The organism is Jeotgalibacillus sp. JSM ZJ347 (assembly GCF_044383825.1).
GTDB lineage: Bacteria > Bacillota > Bacilli > Bacillales > Jeotgalibacillaceae > Jeotgalibacillus.
The window spans coordinates 254,876-274,159 of the sequence record NZ_JBISEN010000001.1 but is presented as its reverse complement, the minus strand read 5'-3'; the positions used below and the strand labels follow the sequence as shown (position 1 = coordinate 274,159).

Annotated in this window: 14 protein-coding genes, 1 other RNA gene and 2 other annotated features; of the genes, 2 read left to right on the top strand and 13 right to left on the bottom strand. The window is 43.3% G+C overall.

Going from position 1 to position 19,284, the window contains the following annotated elements; translation table 11 throughout:
* Positions 1–39: 39 nt before the first annotated feature.
* From alaS to cymR, 6 genes are all read right to left on the bottom strand, one after another.
* Positions 40–2,673 carry an alanine--tRNA ligase gene (gene alaS, locus ACH6CZ_RS01300; RefSeq protein WP_374095632.1) on the bottom strand — a complete coding sequence of 878 codons (2,634 nt, stop codon included), beginning with the start codon at positions 2,671–2,673 and terminating at the stop codon, positions 40–42.
* Positions 2,674–2,735: 62 nt separating this feature from the next.
* Positions 2,736–2,941, bottom strand: a binding site (T-box leader).
* Positions 2,942–2,986: 45 nt separating this feature from the next.
* On the bottom strand, positions 2,987–5,368 hold the full coding sequence (recD2, locus tag ACH6CZ_RS01295; protein ID WP_374095631.1) for an SF1B family DNA helicase RecD2: 2,382 nt from the start codon (positions 5,366–5,368) through the stop codon (positions 2,987–2,989).
* Positions 5,369–5,380: 12 nt separating this feature from the next.
* A complete protein-coding gene (locus ACH6CZ_RS01290) occupies positions 5,381–6,049 on the bottom strand; it encodes a tetratricopeptide repeat protein (protein ID WP_374095630.1) in 669 nt (222 codons plus the stop codon).
* Between the two features lie 96 nt (positions 6,050–6,145).
* Positions 6,146–7,261 carry a tRNA 2-thiouridine(34) synthase MnmA gene (mnmA, locus tag ACH6CZ_RS01285; protein WP_374095629.1) on the bottom strand — a complete coding sequence of 372 codons (1,116 nt, stop codon included), beginning with the start codon at positions 7,259–7,261 and terminating at the stop codon, positions 6,146–6,148.
* Between the two features lie 25 nt (positions 7,262–7,286).
* On the bottom strand, positions 7,287–8,423 hold the full coding sequence (locus ACH6CZ_RS01280; protein ID WP_374095628.1) for a cysteine desulfurase family protein: 1,137 nt from the start codon (positions 8,421–8,423) through the stop codon (positions 7,287–7,289).
* A gap of 15 nt (positions 8,424–8,438) precedes the next feature.
* Positions 8,439–8,858 carry a cysteine metabolism transcriptional regulator CymR gene (cymR, locus tag ACH6CZ_RS01275; RefSeq protein ID WP_374095627.1) on the bottom strand — a complete coding sequence of 140 codons (420 nt, stop codon included), beginning with the start codon at positions 8,856–8,858 and terminating at the stop codon, positions 8,439–8,441.
* Between the two features lie 114 nt (positions 8,859–8,972).
* Between cymR and ACH6CZ_RS01270 the strand changes: the two genes are divergently transcribed.
* The gene (locus tag ACH6CZ_RS01270) at positions 8,973–10,232 is read left to right on the top strand and encodes a replication-associated recombination protein A (RefSeq protein ID WP_374095626.1); all 1,260 of its coding nucleotides are present in this window, start codon (positions 8,973–8,975) and stop codon (positions 10,230–10,232) included.
* 183 nt (positions 10,233–10,415) lie between these two features.
* On the opposite strand, the gene ACH6CZ_RS01265 is transcribed toward ACH6CZ_RS01270, so the two are convergent.
* The 6 genes from ACH6CZ_RS01265 to hisS form a co-directional block, all read right to left on the bottom strand.
* Entirely contained in the window at positions 10,416–11,357 is a 942-nt protein-coding gene (locus ACH6CZ_RS01265) for an ABC transporter permease (RefSeq protein WP_374095625.1), read from the bottom strand.
* On the bottom strand, positions 11,350–12,282 hold the full coding sequence (locus ACH6CZ_RS01260; protein ID WP_374095624.1) for an ABC transporter ATP-binding protein: 933 nt from the start codon (positions 12,280–12,282) through the stop codon (positions 11,350–11,352). The genes ACH6CZ_RS01265 and ACH6CZ_RS01260 overlap by 8 nt, the downstream gene beginning before the upstream one ends.
* 92 nt (positions 12,283–12,374) lie before the next feature.
* The gene (locus ACH6CZ_RS01255) at positions 12,375–13,133 is read right to left on the bottom strand and encodes a tRNA threonylcarbamoyladenosine dehydratase (protein ID WP_374095623.1); all 759 of its coding nucleotides are present in this window, start codon (positions 13,131–13,133) and stop codon (positions 12,375–12,377) included.
* A gap of 147 nt (positions 13,134–13,280) precedes the next feature.
* Positions 13,281–13,469: non-coding RNA, 6S RNA (gene ssrS / locus ACH6CZ_RS01250), on the bottom strand.
* 57 nt (positions 13,470–13,526) lie between these two features.
* Complete coding sequence (gene aspS / locus ACH6CZ_RS01245; protein ID WP_374095622.1) at positions 13,527–15,302, bottom strand: aspartate--tRNA ligase; 1,776 nt, start codon at positions 15,300–15,302, stop codon at positions 13,527–13,529.
* A 12-nt stretch (positions 15,303–15,314) separates the two neighbouring features.
* Positions 15,315–16,580 carry a histidine--tRNA ligase gene (gene hisS / locus ACH6CZ_RS01240; RefSeq protein WP_374095621.1) on the bottom strand — a complete coding sequence of 422 codons (1,266 nt, stop codon included), beginning with the start codon at positions 16,578–16,580 and terminating at the stop codon, positions 15,315–15,317.
* A gap of 76 nt (positions 16,581–16,656) precedes the next feature.
* Positions 16,657–16,875, bottom strand: a binding site (T-box leader).
* 146 nt (positions 16,876–17,021) lie between these two features.
* Between hisS and ACH6CZ_RS01235 the strand changes: the two genes are divergently transcribed.
* Positions 17,022–18,737 (top strand): N-acetylmuramoyl-L-alanine amidase family protein, encoded by a 1,716-nt coding sequence (locus ACH6CZ_RS01235; RefSeq protein WP_374095620.1) that lies wholly within the window; start codon positions 17,022–17,024, stop codon positions 18,735–18,737.
* Between the two features lie 102 nt (positions 18,738–18,839).
* Here the strand turns inward: ACH6CZ_RS01235 and dtd are convergent, their stop codons facing one another.
* Positions 18,840–19,277, bottom strand: coding sequence for a D-aminoacyl-tRNA deacylase (gene dtd, locus ACH6CZ_RS01230; protein ID WP_374095619.1), 438 nt, complete (start codon positions 19,275–19,277; stop codon positions 18,840–18,842).
* Positions 19,278–19,284 lie beyond the last annotated feature (7 nt).

The window sequence follows — 19,284 nt, the reverse complement described above, 5'->3', positions numbered from 1 at the left end:
TATCCAACTATTGCTATTGTACACCAGATAGCAATAGAATCAAATTGATTTCACCCACTCAGGGGCAAATTGAAGTGCTTCTTCCACACGTGAAGGGTCTTTACCGCCCGCCTGAGCCATATCAGGGCGGCCGCCGCCTCCACCGCCGCAGATTGTGGCAACTTCTTTTACAAGCTTACCTGCGTGATAGCCCTGATCAATCAGATCCTTTGTAACGCCTGCAATAATCTGGACTTTACCATCATTTACAGCAATCAGCAACAGCACACCTGAACCGATTTTGTTTTTCACATCATCAGCCATTGTTCTGAGTGTATTCATATCAGATGCCTGAACCTTTTCAGCCAGGACGCTGACGCCATCTACCGTCTGTACGCGGTCCATAATGTTTTTCGCTTCAATATTTGAAAGCTTTGCATGAAGAGAGTCATTTTCTCTCTGAACTGCTTTAAGATCTGCCTGCAGACCTTCAATGCGTGATTCAAGATCTTTAGGGTTTGCTTTTAATAACCCTGCTGAACGATTTAGTACATCAATCTGCTCATTCATCAGACGGTATGCTGACTCTCCGGTTACAGCTTCAATACGTCTTGTACCTGCACCGATTCCTGCCTCTGAAGCAATTCTGAATAGACCGATCTCAGCAGTATTACCTACGTGGCAACCCCCGCAAAGTTCAAGGCTGTAATCACCAATTGATACAACGCGTACTTCTGAACCGTATTTTTCACCAAATAAAGCCATTGCACCCATCGCTTTTGCTTCATCAAGTGACTTCACTGCAGTTCCTACTGAATAGCTTGTCCAGATTTTTCCGTTGACAATCTCTTCAATTTGACTTAGTTCTTCTTTGGTCACCTGTCCAAAGTGAGAGAAATCAAAGCGCAGACGATCAGGCTCAACAAGAGAACCCGCTTGATTTACATGGTCACCAAGTACATCTTTCAGTGCCTGATGCAGCAGGTGCGTTGCCGTATGGTTTTTAGTAATTTTATTTCTCGTGATGTCACTTACCCTGGCGTTTACATTTTCACCTTTTTTAATCAGTCCACTTTTTACAATACCGGTATGAAGGTTTTGTCCGTTTGGTGCTTTTTTAACATCCTGTACGTCAATGACACAGTTTTCATGCGTTACTGTACCTTTATCCCCAATCTGACCGCCGCTTTCTGCATAAAAAGGTGTTTCTGCAAGTACAAACTGAACTTCCTGACCTGCAGCTGCCTGATCTGCAAATTCACCATCAATCACAAGGTCCTCAATTGTAGTAGAATGATCAAGTCTTTCATACCCTACAAATTCACTCTTTGTGTGAATGTCTCCTAATACGCCACCTTGAACCTGCATTGATCCGCTTTCCTGGCGCGCTGCTCTTGCACGGCTTCTCTGACCTTCCATCTCATGCTCAAAGCCGTTCTGGTCGATTGATAATCCGTTTTCTTCAGCATATTCCTGCGTCAGTTCAACAGGGAAGCCAAATGTGTCATACAGTCTGAAAACGTCTTTCCCGCTGATTTCTTTTGAACCGTCTTCCTGTGCTTTTTTCATCAGCTCAGTCAGAATTGACAGGCCTTCATTCAGCGTTTCATGGAAGCGTTCTTCTTCTGTCTTGATGACTTTCTGAATAAAGTCCTGCTTGTCTTTTACTTCAGGATAGAAATCAATCATAATGTCAGCTACAACCGGAACCAGTTCATACATAAACGGTCGGTTAATACCGATCTGTTTTGCAAAGCGAACCGCTCTTCTCAGCAGACGGCGAAGTACATACCCTCTTCCCTCGTTAGAAGGCAGCGCACCATCACCTACTGCAAAGGATACAGTTCTGATGTGGTCAGCGATCACTTTAAAAGCAGTGTCTTCTTCAGCGTTTTGACCATAGCGTCTTTTTGCAACAAGCTCTGTCGCTTCAATGATTGGCATGAACAGATCTGTTTCAAAGTTTGTCGGCACGTCCTGAACAACGCATGCCATTCTCTCAAGACCCATTCCTGTATCAATGTTTTTCTTAGGAAGCGGCGTATACGTATCATCCGCATTGTGATTGAACTGTGAAAAGACCAGGTTCCAGATCTCAAGGTAACGCTCATTTTCCCCGCCTGCATACAGCTCAGGGTCAGACGGATCATTTCCATATTCTTCTCCGCGGTCATAGAAAATTTCAGAGTTTGGACCACTTGGACCTTCACCGATATCCCAGAAGTTTCCTTCAAGTCGGATAATTCTCTCTTCAGGTACGCCTACTTTTTTATTCCAGATATCATAAGCTTCGTCGTCTTCAGGGTGAATTGTGACAGACAGCTTTTCAGGGTCAAAACCGACCCATTCTTTTGAAGTGAGGAATTCCCATGCCCATTCGATTGCTTCTTCTTTGAAGTATTCACCAATCGAAAAGTTCCCGAGCATTTCAAAAAATGTATGGTGTCTTGCAGTTTTCCCTACATTTTCAATATCATTTGTTCTGATTGACTTCTGTGCGTTAACGATTCTCGGATTTGCCGGAATTACGCGGCCGTCAAAATATTTTTTCAGTGTAGCAACACCGCTGTTAATCCATAATAGTGATGGATCTTCATGCGGTACAAGTGAAGCACTTGGTTCTACATCATGCTTCTTTTCTTTGAAGAAATCTAAATACATTTGTCTGAGCTCTGCACCCGTCCATTTTTCCATTCTTATTTCCTCCTTTGATCTCCCGAAACGTCTCTAAAAACAGAAAAGGGTCCTCAATCCTACACAGGGACGAGATTACACTCGCGGTACCACCCTGGTTATGGATTGACAACCCATCACTCTAAAGTTGCTTTAACGCAGCAGACGGCAGCTTTTAACTGCACTCCGGACCAGCTTTCCGCAGAAACTTCAATGAATTCCTTTCAGCCTGGGGGAATTCTCTCTTTAAATGAGTTTGTCTGCGTACTTGTTCCTTCTTCGAGATTCATTATTCTATCTGAAATTATATGAAAGATCATCACCGTTTGTCAATTTAACCTTGAGAACTTTCAAGGAAATCGTACGGGGTGACGCCTTCCATTCCAATCATTGGATCTGCTCCGCCATCAAATGGATCAGCATCGTCTGAAATGTTTACCTGCTCACCGGCAAGCCTTTCTTTCAGAGACGTCATTCTCATCAGATCATCTTTTCTTTCAACGCCATACCTGAAAGCATCTTCTTCACCGCACATAATTAAAAACTTGCTGCTTCTTGTAATGGCAGTATACAGCAGGTTCCGTCTCAGCATTCTCGAGTAGCTTTTTACAACCGGCAATACGACAATCGGAAACTCGCTTCCCTGAGACTTATGGATTGAGCAGCAGAACGCATGGGTGATCTGGTTCAGGTCCTGCCTTGTATATGTGACCTCTACCCCGTCAAACGAGACTAAAATCATATCCTGTTTTTCAGTATTCTCCTTAGCGTAGAAAATCGAAATGACTTCACCCATATCACCGTTAAATACGTTACTCTCAGGCTGATTAACGAGCTGGAGCACTTTATCACCGATCCGGTAGACAATATCGCCCCATTTCAGTTCTTTTCTGGACCCGTCATCATTCGGGTTCATCAGCTGTTGAATCAGTACATTCAGCTTATCAATGCCTGCGGGTCCTCTGTACATTGGAGCGAGCACCTGAATATCCTTTGCCGTATAACCCTTTTTCATTGCATTCTTAACAATTTTCCCGACAACTTCATCCATCTGATTCGCTCTGCAGGGAATAAAAGAACGGTCAGGGTAGGGCTGTCTGATCGTTTCAGGCACTTCGCCTTTTTTCATATGATGGGCAAGTTCAATAATAGAAGAACCTTCTTCCTGACGGTAAATATCAGTCAGTTCCACCGCAGGTACTTTTTTCGCATCAAGCAGATCCTGCAGCACCTGACCAGGTCCGACAGAAGGCAGCTGGTCCTGGTCTCCAACGAGAATGACCTGCATGGACTCAGGCACTGCCTGAAGCAGCTTATTTGCAAGCCATGTATCCACCATAGACATTTCATCAATAATCAACAGACGTCCTGCAACCATTCTGTCATCGTCTTCTTCATCCATATCCTCCTGACCGTTAAAGCCGAGGAGACGGTGGATTGTCATCGCTTTTAACCCCGTGGATTCAGTCATCCTTTTCGCTGCTCTTCCGGTTGGAGCGGCCAGAACGATCGGAAATGGCTCATCTTTTGAGTAGTTATCAGGATCCAGCGACAGTCCGTGAAGCTCCGCATACAGCTCTACAATCCCTTTAATCACGGTCGTCTTTCCTGTCCCTGGACCACCGGTTAATATCATAATTGGCGATGATAACGCTGTCTGGATAGCTTCTTTTTGAGACGGGGCGTATGTGACCCCTATCCGCTCCTCAAGGTCTCCGAGTGCCAGCAGAAACTCCGCTTCAGGAAACTGGTCGTGAACCTCTGTGTTTGACGTCAGACTTTCAATACTTGAAGCAATACCAACTTCTGAATAGTAAAGAGAAGGCAAATATACTTTTTTATTTTCACCCACAATTTTACCCTCTTCATGCAATTCCACGAGGCTTCTTGAGATATCGCTGTAGTCCACTTTCTCAGGCTGATGCTTTTCAAGCAGCTCTTTTACTCTGATTAACAGCTGTTTGGAGTCAGCGTATACGTGACCCTCCTGCATGGAAAGCTGCGTCATTGTATAAAGACAGGCAGCTTTGATTCTGTCAGGATGATTTCCTGAAAGTCCAAGCTGTCTGCCGAGCTCATCTGCTTTACCGAAGCCGACACCTTCAATGTCATTGACCAGCTGATAAGGATTCTCTTCAATCACTTCAACTGTTTTTTCCTGATAAAATTGGTAAATCTTCATAGACAGCTGTGGACCGAATCCCCAGTCGTTTAACAGAACCATAATCCGCTCGAGCCCCTGATGTTCAATTAAGATTTCATGAATGTGATGGGCTTTTTCTTCAGATAGCTTAGGCACTTCAAAAAGCACAGACTCGTTTTCCATAATTTTAGAAATCGCATTTTCCCCAAGCGTATCTACAATCTTTTCTGCCGTTTTTCTGCCGATTCCATTGAAAAGATCGCTTGAAAGGTAATGGATAATTCCATGCTTAGTCTGAGGAAGCTCTTTTTTAAAGCGCTCTGAAATAAACTGTGGACCAAAACGCGGGTGCTCTTTCACTTTTCCGTAAAAGATATATGTATCATCTTCCTGCATAGAAGGGAAATGGCCGGTGACAACCATTTCCTTCTCAGCATTTGCAATATTCGTGTCAGATACACGGATCCTCACTACTGAATACATATTATCTTCATTATAAAAAATAGAAACAATTAACGTTCCTTTTACATATAACTCTTCTTCAGTAAACAGATCCGTCTGCTGACCGTTCATGAAAGACACCTCCTATTCGCTGTCAATCGCCTGCTGAATAATCTTACGTCCGTTTAAAGCAAGATAGTGATCAGGCTGCACTTTAATTGCTTTTTCAAAACAGTCGAGTGCCGCTTCGGCATTTTCTTCAAAGCCGGCATAAGCAACACCAAGGTTATAAAGTGCATCCGCATGTTCCAGGTCAAGCTCCACAGCGCGCTTCAGCTGGGTTACCGCTTCAGATCCGTGCTCAAGCTTTGCGAGAGAAAGCCCATACTGAAAATGAACTTCCGCATCTTCAGGTGTAAGCTCTGCCGCTCTTTGCAGATAAGGCACTGCCAGTTTTGTCTGTTCATTATTCATAAATGACATGCCGAGCATAAAGTATGCATCGTGGTCTTCAAGACCTGATTTGATTGCTTTTTCATATAAAACAGCGGCTTCTTTGAACCTTTCCTGTGTGTAATAAAGGTTCGCTAGCGCGTAATACGCAGCACCTGCTTTTTCATCAAGCGTGATTGCTTTTTGGTAAAAGCGCTCTGCTTTTTCCACTTCATTAAATCTGGCCAATACGTTTCCAAAATTGATATAGGCCGCCGGGTCTTCAGGGCTTTTTTCAATTTGTTCATTTAATTTTTTTAAGGCTTCTTCGAGTTCGCCTTTCTGGATCAGTTCAATTGCCTGTTCATTTAAAGATTTCATCACGTTCTCCTTCGTATTGATTTGGGATTAGTATATCATAAGGCACAAAAAATGACCTGATGTGAAGGGCGTTCACAAAAGGTCATTTCTATTTTATTAACCTACATACATCAATTGCTTTGAACTTTTGTAGATCTTATCAATCGTTCCGCCGCCTAGGCATTCGTCTCCATTATATAAAACGACTGCCTGTCCTGGTGTGACTGCACGGACCGGCTCATCAAAAACGATTTCTGCTGTGCCGTCTTCCTGCATATGGACGGTTACCCCCTGGTCAGGCTGACGGTAACGGAACTTTGCTGTACAGTGGAAGGATTTTTGTGGTGCTTCTGCAGAAGTGAACCCCATATCCACTGCGGTAATTGAATCCGAGTAAAGCGCTTCGTGATCAAATCCCTGACCAACATACAGCTGGTTGGTATCAAGGTTTTTACCGAATACAAACCATGGCTCGCCTGAACCGCCAATGCCAAGACCGTGCCTTTGGCCGATTGTGTAATACATTAATCCATCGTGGCTGCCGACTTTTTCTCCATCCATCGTAACCATATCACCTGGCTGAGCTGGCAGGTACTGACCTAAGAACTCTTTAAAGTTTCTTTCTCCGATAAAGCATATACCAGTACTGTCTTTTTTCGCAGCAGTTGCAAGTCCTGCTTCAGCAGCGATTTTTCTTACTTCTTTTTTATCAATATCACCAATCGGGAACATAACATTTGAAAGCTGTTCCTGAGAGAGCTGATTCAGGAAATAAGTCTGATCTTTATTCTGATCAAGACCTCTCAGCATTTTCACTTCATCCCCTGAACGGTCAACGCGGGCATAGTGACCTGTTGCAAGATAATCAGCACCAAGTTTCATTGCATGATCAAGAAATGCTTTGAATTTGATCTCCTTATTACACATCACATCAGGATTTGGTGTTCTGCCGGCTTTATATTCTTCTAGGAAATACGTAAAAACTTTATCCCAGTACTGCTTTTCAAAGTTTACTGCATAATAGGGAATACCGATCTGATTACAAACGCGAATCACGTCATTATAATCCTCAGTAGCGGTACATACACCGAACTCATCGGTGTCATCCCAGTTTTTCATAAAAATTCCGATTACATCATATCCCTGCTGCTTTAAAAGATAAGCAGCAACTGATGAATCCACGCCACCTGACATTCCGACGACTACTCTCGTTTCAGCGGGTGTTTTTGTCATTTGAATCACCTTTACTTATCAGACGCTAAAAGCGGTCTGTGATTTTCTTAAGACTTTTTGCAATATAGACAGCATCCTCAGCGGTGTTACCGTAACCAAAGCTGAAGCGGACTGAATTAAACAGCTTTTCACTATCTGCACCAAACATCGCCGCAAGTACGTGTGAAGGTTCTACAGACCCCGCAGTACATGCTGAACCGCTTGAAGCATCGATCCCTTCAAGATCCAGGTTGATCAGCAACGACTCTATTTCGGCTCCCGGAATACTCAAGTTTACCACGTGTGGAAGCGAATGTTCAAGAGAGCCGTTCACTTCAAAGTGCACATCTGACTGCTTTAATTGATTGATCAGTGTTTGCTTTATTGTAACCAGATCTGCAGTTTTTTTATCTTTGCTGTCAAAGGCAAATTTGACAGCTTCAGCAAAACCGGAAATGGCTGCTAAGTTTTCCGTACCTGCTCTTTTTTTTCGTTCCTGCTCACCACCGAAGACGGTTGCATGATGAGGCGTGCCGTTTTTAATAAAAAGGAAGCCTGCACCTTTTGGACCGTTTATTTTATGAGAAGAAACAGATAAAAGATCAATACCCTCTTCATTGACATTGATGTCTGCGAGCCCAAACGCCTGCACCGCATCTGTATGAAAGACTGCCTGATGCTCTTTTAACAGTGCACCGATTTCTTTAATCGGCTGAATGCTACCTGATTCATTGTTTCCATACATCACAGTGACTAAAATCGTATCTTCACGCAGTGATGCCGCCAGATCTGCCGTGCTGATCCGTCCACTTTTATCTACATTCAGATACGTGACTTCAAACCCGCGTTTTTCAAGTTCCTGACACGGATGTAAGACTGCGTGGTGCTCAACTGCTGTTGTAATGATATGCCTGCCCTTATGTTTCATCGCATCAGCTGTTCCGAATATCGCAAGGTTATCTGCTTCAGTTCCACCGCTTGTAAAATGAATCTCATTAAAATGAACGCCAAGCTTCGAAGCAATCAGCGTTCTCGCATCATCCAGTATTTTTCTTGCTGCTCTCCCTGTCTGGTGAATACTTGACGGGTTCCCGTAAGTTTTCTCCATCACATCTATCATCACTGCAGTGACTTCAGGAAGCATCGGGGTTGTTGCAGCATGATCTGCATAAATTCTGTTCAAACCTAAACCCTCCTGTTAAATGTAAAACATATAGGCGTCTGATTCGCCTTCTTCAGTGTGATTTGCAAGGTCTTCTATCGTCGTATGATCAAGTACATTTCTGACTGCATCCCTGATTCTGATCCACAGTTCTTTTTGTGGAGGTGCTTCATTTTCAAGCCCTTCCACTGGACTGATTGGTCCTTCAAGCGTTCTGATAATGTCTCCGGCAGTAATATTTGAAGGTTCATCAGCTAAAACATATCCGCCGTAAGCACCCCTTACACTTTTAACAAAACCGGAATTCCTGAGCGGTGCAATCAGCTGCTCAAGATAGTGTTCTGATAAATTATGGGTTGTTGCAATTGATTTTAACGAGATTGGACCTTCTCCATAATTCTTTGCAAGTTCAATCATGATTGTCAGACCATAGCGGCCTTTCGTTGAGACTTTCATGTGTCATCCACCTTTACGCCAATTTGCTTTTGCCATTATAGCATATAACCCTTAGTATTGGCATTGATGCAGATTATTTGGTTATGATGCTCTTAGAGAAACGGAGGGGATACGATGGCAACTAAACCGCTCGCTTACAGAATGCGGCCTGCAGAGATAAATGAAATTATTGGCCAGACCCATTTAGTCGGAGAAGGAAAGATTATCAGAAGAATGGTTGAAGCGAACCAGCTTTCTTCAATGATTTTATATGGTCCTCCCGGCATTGGAAAAACATCAATCGCCTCAGCCATTGCAGGAAGTACAAAATATGCGTTCAGAATGTTAAATGCAGTATCCAATAATAAGAAAGATATGGAAGCAGTCGTCCAGGAAGGGAAAATGTCAGGCAGAGTGATTCTCCTTTTAGATGAGGTTCACAGGCTCGATAAAGCCAAGCAGGACTTTCTGCTTCCTCATTTAGAGAGCGGCACGGTGATTTTGATCGGGGCTACAACGAGTAATCCGTATCACGCGATCAACCCTGCGATTCGCAGCAGAGTTCAGATTTTTGAACTGAAACCGCTTGATGAAGAGGATATGAAGGCTGCGGTTGAAAGAGCACTCCATGACAAAAGAGGGTTTGGTGATAAGCAGATAGAGATTGCTGAGGAAGCCATCACCCATTTCGCCACAGCAAGCGGCGGTGATGTGAGAAGTGCATTAAATGCATTAGAGCTTGCAGTACTTTCAACAAATGAAGATGACGATGGTAAAATCGTTATTACGCTCCAGGCAGCAGAAGAGTGTCTGCAAAAGAAATACTTTTCCCATGATAAAGACGGAGATGCACATTATGATGTAATGAGTGCATTCCAGAAATCCATCAGAGGCAGCGATGCAAATGCTGCGCTTCATTACCTTGCAAGACTTATTGAAGCCGGCGACCTGCCTACCATTGCACGCAGGTTGCTCGTTATTGCTTATGAAGATATTGGACTTGCAAGCCCTCAGGCCGGTCAGCGCACACTCTCTGCGATTGAATCTGCTGAAAGACTCGGTTTTCCGGAAGCGCGTATTCCGCTAGCAAATGCAGTGATTGAGCTATGCCTGTCACCAAAATCAAACTCAGCGATTTCAGCGATCGACAGCGCGCTTTCAGACATCAGAAAAGGCAAGGCTGGCGCTGTTCCTGATCATTTAAAGGATGCGCATTATAAAGGGGCCGAGAAACTGGGCCGCGGAACAGAATACAAATATCCACACAGCTACCCCGGTGGCTGGGTTGCCCAACAGTATCTGCCTGATACACTAAAGCGTGCAAGATACTATGAACCGAAAGAAACCGGAAAGTTTGAACAGGCATTAAAACAGATTTATAACAAATTAAAATGATGCTTCAAAACAACTGTTTCGAAACATCATCACCTTATAATATTCACTTCAAAGTGTAGTGGAGCGTAAGGTGGCGACTCCACCGGGATATGACGGACAGGTGAGACCCCACAGACGCGAAGCGGTGAGGAGGCTCACCGCCGTCCCTGGGGAAAGCGTCTACCTGAATTGCAGCGAAACGATTTATGAAGCAATATCACGTTTCGTGAAGATCGTAAAAGCAAGTGCTATAAAGATCGTGAAGTAAATCAAGATCATGACAATTGAAAACTGCATCGTCATACCCTCTACAAGCGGCATATTCATTTCATACAATGAAAGATTTGTATTTGCAAACAGGCTGTATTTTGCCCAGTCATAGTACATCGCAATAAAGCTGGTTGCCGTTCCACCTACAAATAGAAGGAATAGACTGATTCCGATTGCAAGGGAACTGTTACGGAATACTGCTGAAATCATAAATGCCATTGTCGTCAGCATAATGACATCAAGAGAGTTAAAAAGATATACGCGAATGACATAGGCAGCCATACTTTTTTCAATGACCTGTCCATCCTCAAACACGAGTCTGACTGAAGAGCCCGGGTCAAAGAATATCAGCCCTAAAATGACTGAAAGAACCGCTGTAATGGCCACAAGAAACAGACCGAATGCCCCGACAGTAATAAATTTTGATAAAAGAATTTTCCACCTTGCGATTGGTCTGATCATTAACAGTTTGATTGTTCCCCATGAGAACTCACCTGCAACGATTCCGGAAGCAACAATAATGGCAAACAGACCGATCAAAGAAATTAGAAACGTGCTTGATTCAAGATAGGACCAGAAAGAACCTGCACGGTTTGGTGCAATGTCATTTTCAAGTGCATACTGATTAATCGCAAGCTGTTCCTCAGGGTTCTGTCCCATAAAACCGGTCTCACTGGTTGCAATCGTCTGCTCAAGCTGCGTGTTTTCTGTTTGCAGCTGTGACTGCCAGGTTATATCCTGACCATCTCCAAGTGACTGTACAAATAAAGTAATGACGGTTGCTGCAATGACCGCAAGTACAATCAGACCGGTCATGACGTAGGTTGCGGGTCTTGAAAACAGCTTCATCCATTCGTTTCTGACTAAGTTAAACATGTACCGGCTCCCCCTTTTTGTCGGACGTTACTTCAAGAAATCTATCTTCAAGCGTTTTAGCAGCAACTAATGCACCGTAAACAGAAATGTTCTCTTCCACGCACCATTTTATAATGGAAGGAATATCTTCCTTTGTACAATTGATCAGGAGATCCTGACCAACAAGCTGAATTTCCCAGGAAGGAAAGCTCTGTCTCATGCTGTCTGCGATTTGTGCGGGATTAGAAACTTCCAGCTTATAAACTTTGGATTGTTCTCCGACAAAATCACTGATTAATTGCACATCCTTCAATTTACCATGCTGAATAATCCCAATGCGGTCACACATCATTTCCATTTCTGATAGCAGGTGACTCGACACAATCACGGCCATATCTCTTTCTCTTGCAAGCCTTCTTATGTAGTCTCTGATCTCACGGATACCAGCAGGATCAAGTCCGTTTGTAGGCTCGTCAAGAATCAGAACTTTCGGGTCATGAAGCAGACTTTGTGCAATTCCAAGTCTTTGTCTCATCCCCAGCGAATAAGTCTTTACCTTTTCGTGAATCCTGCCTTGAAGACCGACAAGCTTCACCACTTCATCAATTTTTTCTTTTGAAATACCTTTGTACATTCTTGAATAGTGAATCAAATTTTTATAGCCTGACATAAACTTATACATTTCAGGATTCTCAACAATCGCGCCAACCTGACTGACGGCACCTTCAAAATCTGATTTCACACTTTTACCGTTTACAATAATATCTCCTGATGACAGCTTCATCAGTCCGACAATCATTCGGATTGTCGTCGTTTTACCGGCGCCGTTAGGCCCGAGAAAACCAAACACTTCTCCGCTGTATACATTAAAAGAGATATCATCAATAATCGTTTTGCTGCCGATCTTTTTGGATACATTCTTTAATTCAACAACCTGCCTGCTCATTTTACACTCCCCCTTTTTTCCTGATAGTTTCTTTACGCTTGAACTGGTAAAAAGTTTCAGACAAAATAAAAAAACGGCAAATGTACCGTTTTTTATCTTACCGTTTTAATCTCGATGTCTTTTAAAAATTCTCTCATCACATAGCTTGCTGCAATTAAACCTGCAGCTGAAGGGACGAATGCATTTGAAGAAGGCGGCATTTTAGCCTTTCTGATCGGTGCATTTTCTTTACCGACTGTTTTATTGACCTCCTCGCGCGTCACAATCGGGCTTTCATCAGAGAAAATAACCGGAATACCTTTATTGATTCCGTCTTTTCTGAGGTGCTTTCTGATCACTTTTGCGATTGGATCAGTATGGGTTTTTGAAATATCAGCAATCTGGAATCGGGTCGGATCCATTTTATTGGCCGCTCCCATACTTGAAATAATCGGAATATTTCTGTTCAGACACTCTTTCATTAAATGAATCTTATAAGAGATCGTATCTGATGCATCAACAACAAAATCAAGCCCGTAGCTGAAAAATTCCTCATACGTTTCTTCTGTATAAAACATCTTAAGTGAATGTACTTCACATTCAGGGTTAATATCAGCAATTCTCTCTTTCATCAGATCAGCTTTAGGCTGTCCTACAGTTGAGAGCAGCGCAATGATCTGACGGTTCACATTCGTAATATCAACATCATCTTTATCTACAAGGATCAAACGACCGACTCCGCTTCTGGCAAGCGCTTCAGCTGCAAACGAGCCTACGCCGCCGATACCGAGAACAGCTACTGTTTTCCCCTTTAAAAGATCAAGCCCCTCAGAGCCGATCGCAAGTTCATTTCTCGAAAATTGGTGTAGCATTTTATCAACTCCGTTTATTGGATTAACGGTTTTTAGAATAGCGTAAAATGTAATTAGATGCAACTTAAACCCGACAAGTATACTTGTTATTATAAAAACAGACCCGGGAAATGATTCCCCGGGTCTGTTTTTCGTATGTAAGATGTGGTAAATCCCAATTGTGCCGTTCGATGTAGGAATCTATCGTTTTGAACCCGCTCTCAGCAGGTGGGTGTCCTATTTTCAGCTTTATGCTTCCCCGCAAAGGGCGTGCAAGCGACTGAAAAACGTGAACTCCCGGATATTGAAGTGTTCGGTCAAAACTGATGGATATTAAAACGTACACATCAGGACTTACCTTGTGAAATCATCATAGCATACAGGTCATTAAAAAACAATTAATTAGATGAAAAATTATAGATTTTTCTGAAGATTCAGTGATAATCTTAATTCATTCAGCTGTGCTTCACTTACCTCACCCGGTGCATTCGTCAGCACGCAGCTAGCGCTTGCCGTTTTAGGGAATGCAATCGTGTCCCGGAGATTTGTTCTGCCTGCAAGCAGCATCACAAGTCTATCCAGACCCAGTGCAATTCCACCGTGTGGCGGCGTACCGTACTCGAAGGCTTCAAGCAGGAATCCGAATTGATCTACTGCTTCTTCTTTAGAAAAGCCAAGAATTTCAAACATTTTTTCCTGGATCTCACGTTCAAATATACGAAGTGATCCCCCGCCAAGTTCATAACCATTTAACACAATGTCATAAGCCTGCGCTCTTACTGCACCAGGATCAGTATCAAGCATATGCAGATCTTCTCTGACCGGCATTGTAAATGGATGGTGAGCAGCGTAATAGCGGCCTTCTTCCTCATCGTATTCAAGAAGTGGCCAATCTGTTATCCAAAGGAAATTAAATGCTGATTCATCAATCAGATCAAGGTCTTTTCCAAGTTTTGAACGAAGTGCGCCAAGTGTATCTGCAACAACTGACTTCTTATCTGCAACAAATAGCAGGAGATCCCCAGCTTCAGCATCTGCTTTTTTGCTTAACTCACGCTGTTCTTCTTCATTAAAGAACTTAGCAATTGGTCCTGCGAAACCTTCTTCAGTTACCTTAAGCCACGCAAGGCCTTTAGCGCCGTAGACTGCTGCAAATTGGCCAAGTGCGTCAATATCTTTACGTGAATACTGATCAGCTGCCTGTTTTGCATTAATCAGCTTGACCTGACCTCCATTTGCAACAGCACCACTGAACACTTTAAAGCCCGAGTTTTCAACAATCTCGGATACGTCAGTCAGTTCCATTCCAAAGCGTGTATCCGGCTTATCTGAACCATAGCGCTCCATTGCATCAGCATAAGTCATACGTGGAATTGGCAGCTGAATTTCAAGCCCTTTTACATCTTTCATCATTTGATAAAGCATATCTTCGTTCATTTTCATAATATCTTCCTGGCTCATAAAGCTTGTTTCGATATCAATCTGTGTAAATTCAGGCTGTCTGTCTGCACGAAGATCCTCATCGCGGAAACATCTTGCAATCTGATAATAACGGTCAAATCCGCCAACCATTAACAGCTGTTTGAAAAGCTGTGGTGACTGCGGAAGCGCATAGAACTCACCTTCATGCACACGGCTTGGGACAAGATAGTCACGCGCTCCTTCAGGCGTGCTCTTTGTCAGCATCGGCGTTTCAACTTCAATGAACTGCGCGTCATCAAGGAAACGGCGAATTGACTTTGTAATGCTGTGACGCATTTTAAATGTTTCTGCCATCACCGGACGGCGAAGGTCCAGGTAACGGTGCTTTAAACGGATATCTTCTGCTGTTTCAGCTTTATCTTCAATTGCAAATGGAGGTGTCTTTGCACTGCTTAGAACAGTCACTGCTTCCGCCTGAATTTCAATTGAGCCTGTTGCAAGGTTCGGGTTGATTGTTCCTTCACCGCGCGCCTGAACAGTCCCTTCTATGCTTAACACATACTCACTGCGGATGGCTTCTGCAGTTTCAAGTGCCTCTTTTGATGTTTCAGGGTTAAAAACGACCTGAACAATTCCTGATCTGTCACGCAGATCAATAAAAATCAGTCCGCCAAGGTCACGCCTTTTTTGTACCCAGCCTTTTAACGTAATCTTTTCTCCGATAGCGGCTTCTGGTACCTCACCGCAATAAAATGAACGTCCAAACATATATATTCCTCCCTAAGCTTTCTCTATATATTGAATAATTTCTTCAAACATGACATCTTTCTGTGAACCGCTCTCCATATTCTTTACAGCGGCTTTTCCTGCTGTGAGTTCATCTTCACCAATAATGACAACGTTAGATGCCTTAATGCGGTCAGCCGCTTTGAACTGACCTTTCATTTTACGGTTCAGATAATCAAGTTCAACGCTCAGACCTTTTTTACGCGCTTCAAAAGCAAGTGACACTGTTTTTTCTTTCGCAGCCTCTCCCATTGCGACAAAGTAACAGTCAACCCGGGTTTTGATCGGTAGTGTGACATTTTCTGCTTCAAGTGCTGCCATTAACCTTTCAATACTGAGTGCAAATCCAATGCCAGGAGCGCTTGGTCCACCGATTTCTTCTGTCAGACCATTATATCTTCCACCGCCGCAAAGCGTTGTAATGGCACCAAACCCTTCAGCATCGCTCATAATTTCAAAGGCAGTGTGATTATAATAATCAAGCCCACGCACCAGATTAGGATCCAGCTCATATTCGATCCCCATTACATCCAAGTAACGCTTTACTTTCTCAAAGTAGCTTTGCGATTCTTCATTCAGATAATCTTTCAGTGATGGTGCATTTTCAATCAGCTCATGCCCTCTGTCTTTTTTACAGTCAAGAATTCTGAGCGGGTTTTTATCAAGTCGTACTTGACAGTCAGAACAGAACTCTTCAATTCTCGGGCTGAAGTGTTCAATCAGCGCATTTTTATGAGCAATCCGGCTTTCCGTATCACCAAGGCTGTTCAGTACGAGCTTTACTTTTTTCAAGCCCAGTCTGCTGTAAAGTTCCATTGCCAGTGAAATCACTTCTGCATCAATTGCAGGATCATCACTGCCGATTGCCTCTACGCCAAATTGAACAAACTGACGGAACCTTCCTGCCTGTGGTCTTTCATATCTGAACATTGGACCTGTATAAAACAACTTTACAGGCTGTACTGCCTGACCGTGCATTTTGTGCTGCACGTATGAGCGGACGACGCTCGCAGTCCCTTCAGGTCGCAGTGTGAGGTTACGGTCACCACGGTCTTTAAATGTATACATCTCTTTTTGCACGATATCTGTTGTATCCCCTACGCCTCTTTCAAATAGTTCAGTATGTTCAAAGACCGGCGTGCGGATTTCTTTATATTGGTACTGTCTGCAAAGTTCTGCAGCAGTCTGCTCGATATACTGCCAGTGTTCAGAAACACCCGGTAAGATATCCTGTGTCCCTCTTGGTATATTAATAGCCACTGATGATTCCTCCTCCAAATCTTCACTTCAACAAAAAATCCCAGACAAACAAAAAAATCCCGTCCCTTGTTCGAAAACAAGGGACGGGAAATTCCGCGGTGCCACCCTAATTGAAGCCAAAGCTTCCTCTTAAAGCAGTTAACGCCTGCTGACGTCTTTCCCTACTTATGATTTCAGGAAAAAACCTACGGAGTGTTCATTCAACAGGGCGCAATGTAAGTCTGCTTTCAGCCGGGTGGCAGACTCTCTCTTTCCATTCGTAATCCTGCTTACTGTTCTCCATCATCGGGATTCGTTCATATGTTTTGATAATGTAATCAATCATAATCACCATCTGCTTTATTGTCAAGAGGTTAATCATGTCTTAAATTTTCAAAATTCTAATGACGCTTAAATTATTTTTCTATATGATAGACATATGAGAATGGCGAGGTGATGTGATTGAAACTGCTGTCAGTATTATGTTCAACCATTTTATTATTTACATTATTACCTGCGACAGCAATACATGCAGAGGTAAAATCCGTTGAAGCCGTGTATGATGACATACTGATCAGGGAAGGACCTGGTCTATCATATCCTGCAATTGCTTCAGGTAATACCGGAGATCAGTTTAATGAACTCCAAAGAGAGAATGGCTGGGTTGAGGTAGCGCTCAGTGAGGGATCTGGCTGGATTGCAGAGTGGCTGCTCGCCGCAGCAAATGCACCTGATGCTGCTACAGAAAGTCAATCTGCTTTTACGACTGATAACCTGAGACTGAGAGCTGCACCGGATCAAGGTTCAGAGATTCTGTCAGTCATACAGTCGGGGCAAAGTGTTAAAGTGCTTTCTACTTCAGACAACTGGTCAGAAGTAATCTATGATGGGTATACAGGATGGGTTGTCTCAGAATACCTGAATACTGAAGCAACTGAGTCAACAGATCCCAATAGTAACGGGACGATTCTCGTTGACAGATTGAACGTCAGGGATGATTTTTCATCTGATGGTAATGTAATCGGCACACTCAATACGGGTGATCAGGTAACAATCAGTGATGAAAAATATGGATGGTTATACATAAGCACAGGTGCTGTTAACGGATGGGTCAGTTCTGATTATGTTGAATATAACACTTCAACAATTAATCAGCCGGCGGAATCAGCTACTGACGATATACATATCACTGTTAATAGTCTGCAGGTTCGTGCTGAGCCGGATCGCAATGCTGAAGTGCTTGGCAGTGTGAGTCGATTTGACTCTTTTACTGTTGAAGAGCAATCAGGAGATTGGTTACGGATCGAATTTTCTGAAGGTCAGAGCGGATGGATTGCGAGCTGGTTCACCGAGCGGGGCATTCATTCGGGCGGTAACACTGATGCAGAGGCAAGTGGTGAAATAACGATTCTGTACAATGGGTCCAATATTAGACAGGAGCCCTCAACTGATGCTGCTGTCGTCTATAAGGCGAGTGCAGGTGAATCACTGTCCATTGTTGGTGAAAGCGGCGATTGGTATGAAATCACACTACCAGGAGGCGAGAGCGGGTATGTAGCAAACTGGATTGTATCAACTGACAATGAAACAGCTGAACCGGAAATTGAACCGGAAGATGAACCAACAGAGCCGGTGACTTCAATCTCTGAAGCAACAATCATTATTGATGCCGGTCATGGTGGACGTGACGGAGGAGCTGTCGGAGCTGCCGGCACGCTTGAAAAATCACTGACGATCCGGACTGCTGAGGTTCTTTATCATATGCTTTCGAGTACCGGTGCAAATGTCATCATGACACGTGAAGATGATCGTTACGTCGATTTATACAGCAGAGTAGCTGTTTCTAGGGATCACAGGGCAGATGCATTTATCTCTATTCATTATGATGCAATTAATGACCGAAGCGTGAAAGGTTTTACAACCTATTATTACGGAGGTCCTGATGAAGCACTTGCTGATTCCGTTCACAGCGGATTGAGTGATAGTATGACCGTTAAAAACCGGGGTATACATCATGGGAATTTTCTTGTATTAAGAGATAACACCGCACCTTCAGTTCTGCTTGAACTCGGCTTTATCAGCAATCCTTCTGAAGAAGCTTCTATCAACAATGACCGCTTCAGGGAGATGGCTGCAACAGGAATTTATAATGGTTTAACTGAATATTTTTCAGAATAAAAAAGGATGGGACATATGTTGTCTCATCCTTTTAACCGTTTCACTATGTTATTTTAAAAAGTTTTATTGAAGTCGATACTTTATACATTTATTAGTTTCTATTTAACTTTCAACAATCAACGTAACCGGTCCGTCGTTGACAAGTGACACGTCCATCATTGCTCCAAAGACGCCGGTTTCGACTTTTAGTCCTTTTTCATTGAGTAATTCATTAAATTTCTCATAGAGCGGTTCTGCATGAACAGGTTTTGCGGCGTTCATAAAATTCGGCCGTCTTCCCTTTTTAGTGTCCCCGTATAAAGTAAATTGTGAAATAGACAGAATTTCTCCCCCCTGGTCAAGCACTGAATGGTTCATTCTGCCTTCTTCATCTTCAAAAATGCGGAGGTTTGCAATTTTATCTGCAGCATAACGGCAATCGGATTCTGTATCCTCCTGACTGATTCCAACAAGCAGAACCAGCCCGGAACGGATCTCTCCTTCAATCTTGCCTTCTACTGTCACTTTCGCCTCTTTACTTCGCTGAACAACAACTCTCACAACGAAC

What these genes read in the sequence shown, in the direction of transcription:
- alaS (WP_374095632.1), bottom strand. Translation starts at nt 2,673, where the DNA reads ATGGAAAAATGGACGGGTGCAGAGCTCAGACAAATGTATTTAGATTTC.
- recD2 (WP_374095631.1), bottom strand. Translation starts at nt 5,368, where the DNA reads ATGAACGGTCAGCAGACGGATCTGTTTACTGAAGAAGAGTTATATGTA.
- ACH6CZ_RS01290 (WP_374095630.1), bottom strand. Translation starts at nt 6,049, where the DNA reads ATGAAATCTTTAAATGAACAGGCAATTGAACTGATCCAGAAAGGCGAA.
- mnmA (WP_374095629.1), bottom strand. Translation starts at nt 7,261, where the DNA reads ATGACAAAAACACCCGCTGAAACGAGAGTAGTCGTCGGAATGTCAGGT.
- cymR (WP_374095627.1), bottom strand. Translation starts at nt 8,858, where the DNA reads ATGAAAGTCTCAACGAAAGGCCGCTATGGTCTGACAATCATGATTGAA.
- ACH6CZ_RS01270 (WP_374095626.1), top strand. Translation starts at nt 8,973, where the DNA reads ATGGCAACTAAACCGCTCGCTTACAGAATGCGGCCTGCAGAGATAAAT.
- ACH6CZ_RS01265 (WP_374095625.1), bottom strand. Translation starts at nt 11,357, where the DNA reads ATGTTTAACTTAGTCAGAAACGAATGGATGAAGCTGTTTTCAAGACCC.
- ACH6CZ_RS01260 (WP_374095624.1), bottom strand. Translation starts at nt 12,282, where the DNA reads ATGAGCAGGCAGGTTGTTGAATTAAAGAATGTATCCAAAAAGATCGGC.
- ACH6CZ_RS01255 (WP_374095623.1), bottom strand. Translation starts at nt 13,133, where the DNA reads ATGCTACACCAATTTTCGAGAAATGAACTTGCGATCGGCTCTGAGGGG.
- aspS (WP_374095622.1), bottom strand. Translation starts at nt 15,302, where the DNA reads ATGTTTGGACGTTCATTTTATTGCGGTGAGGTACCAGAAGCCGCTATC.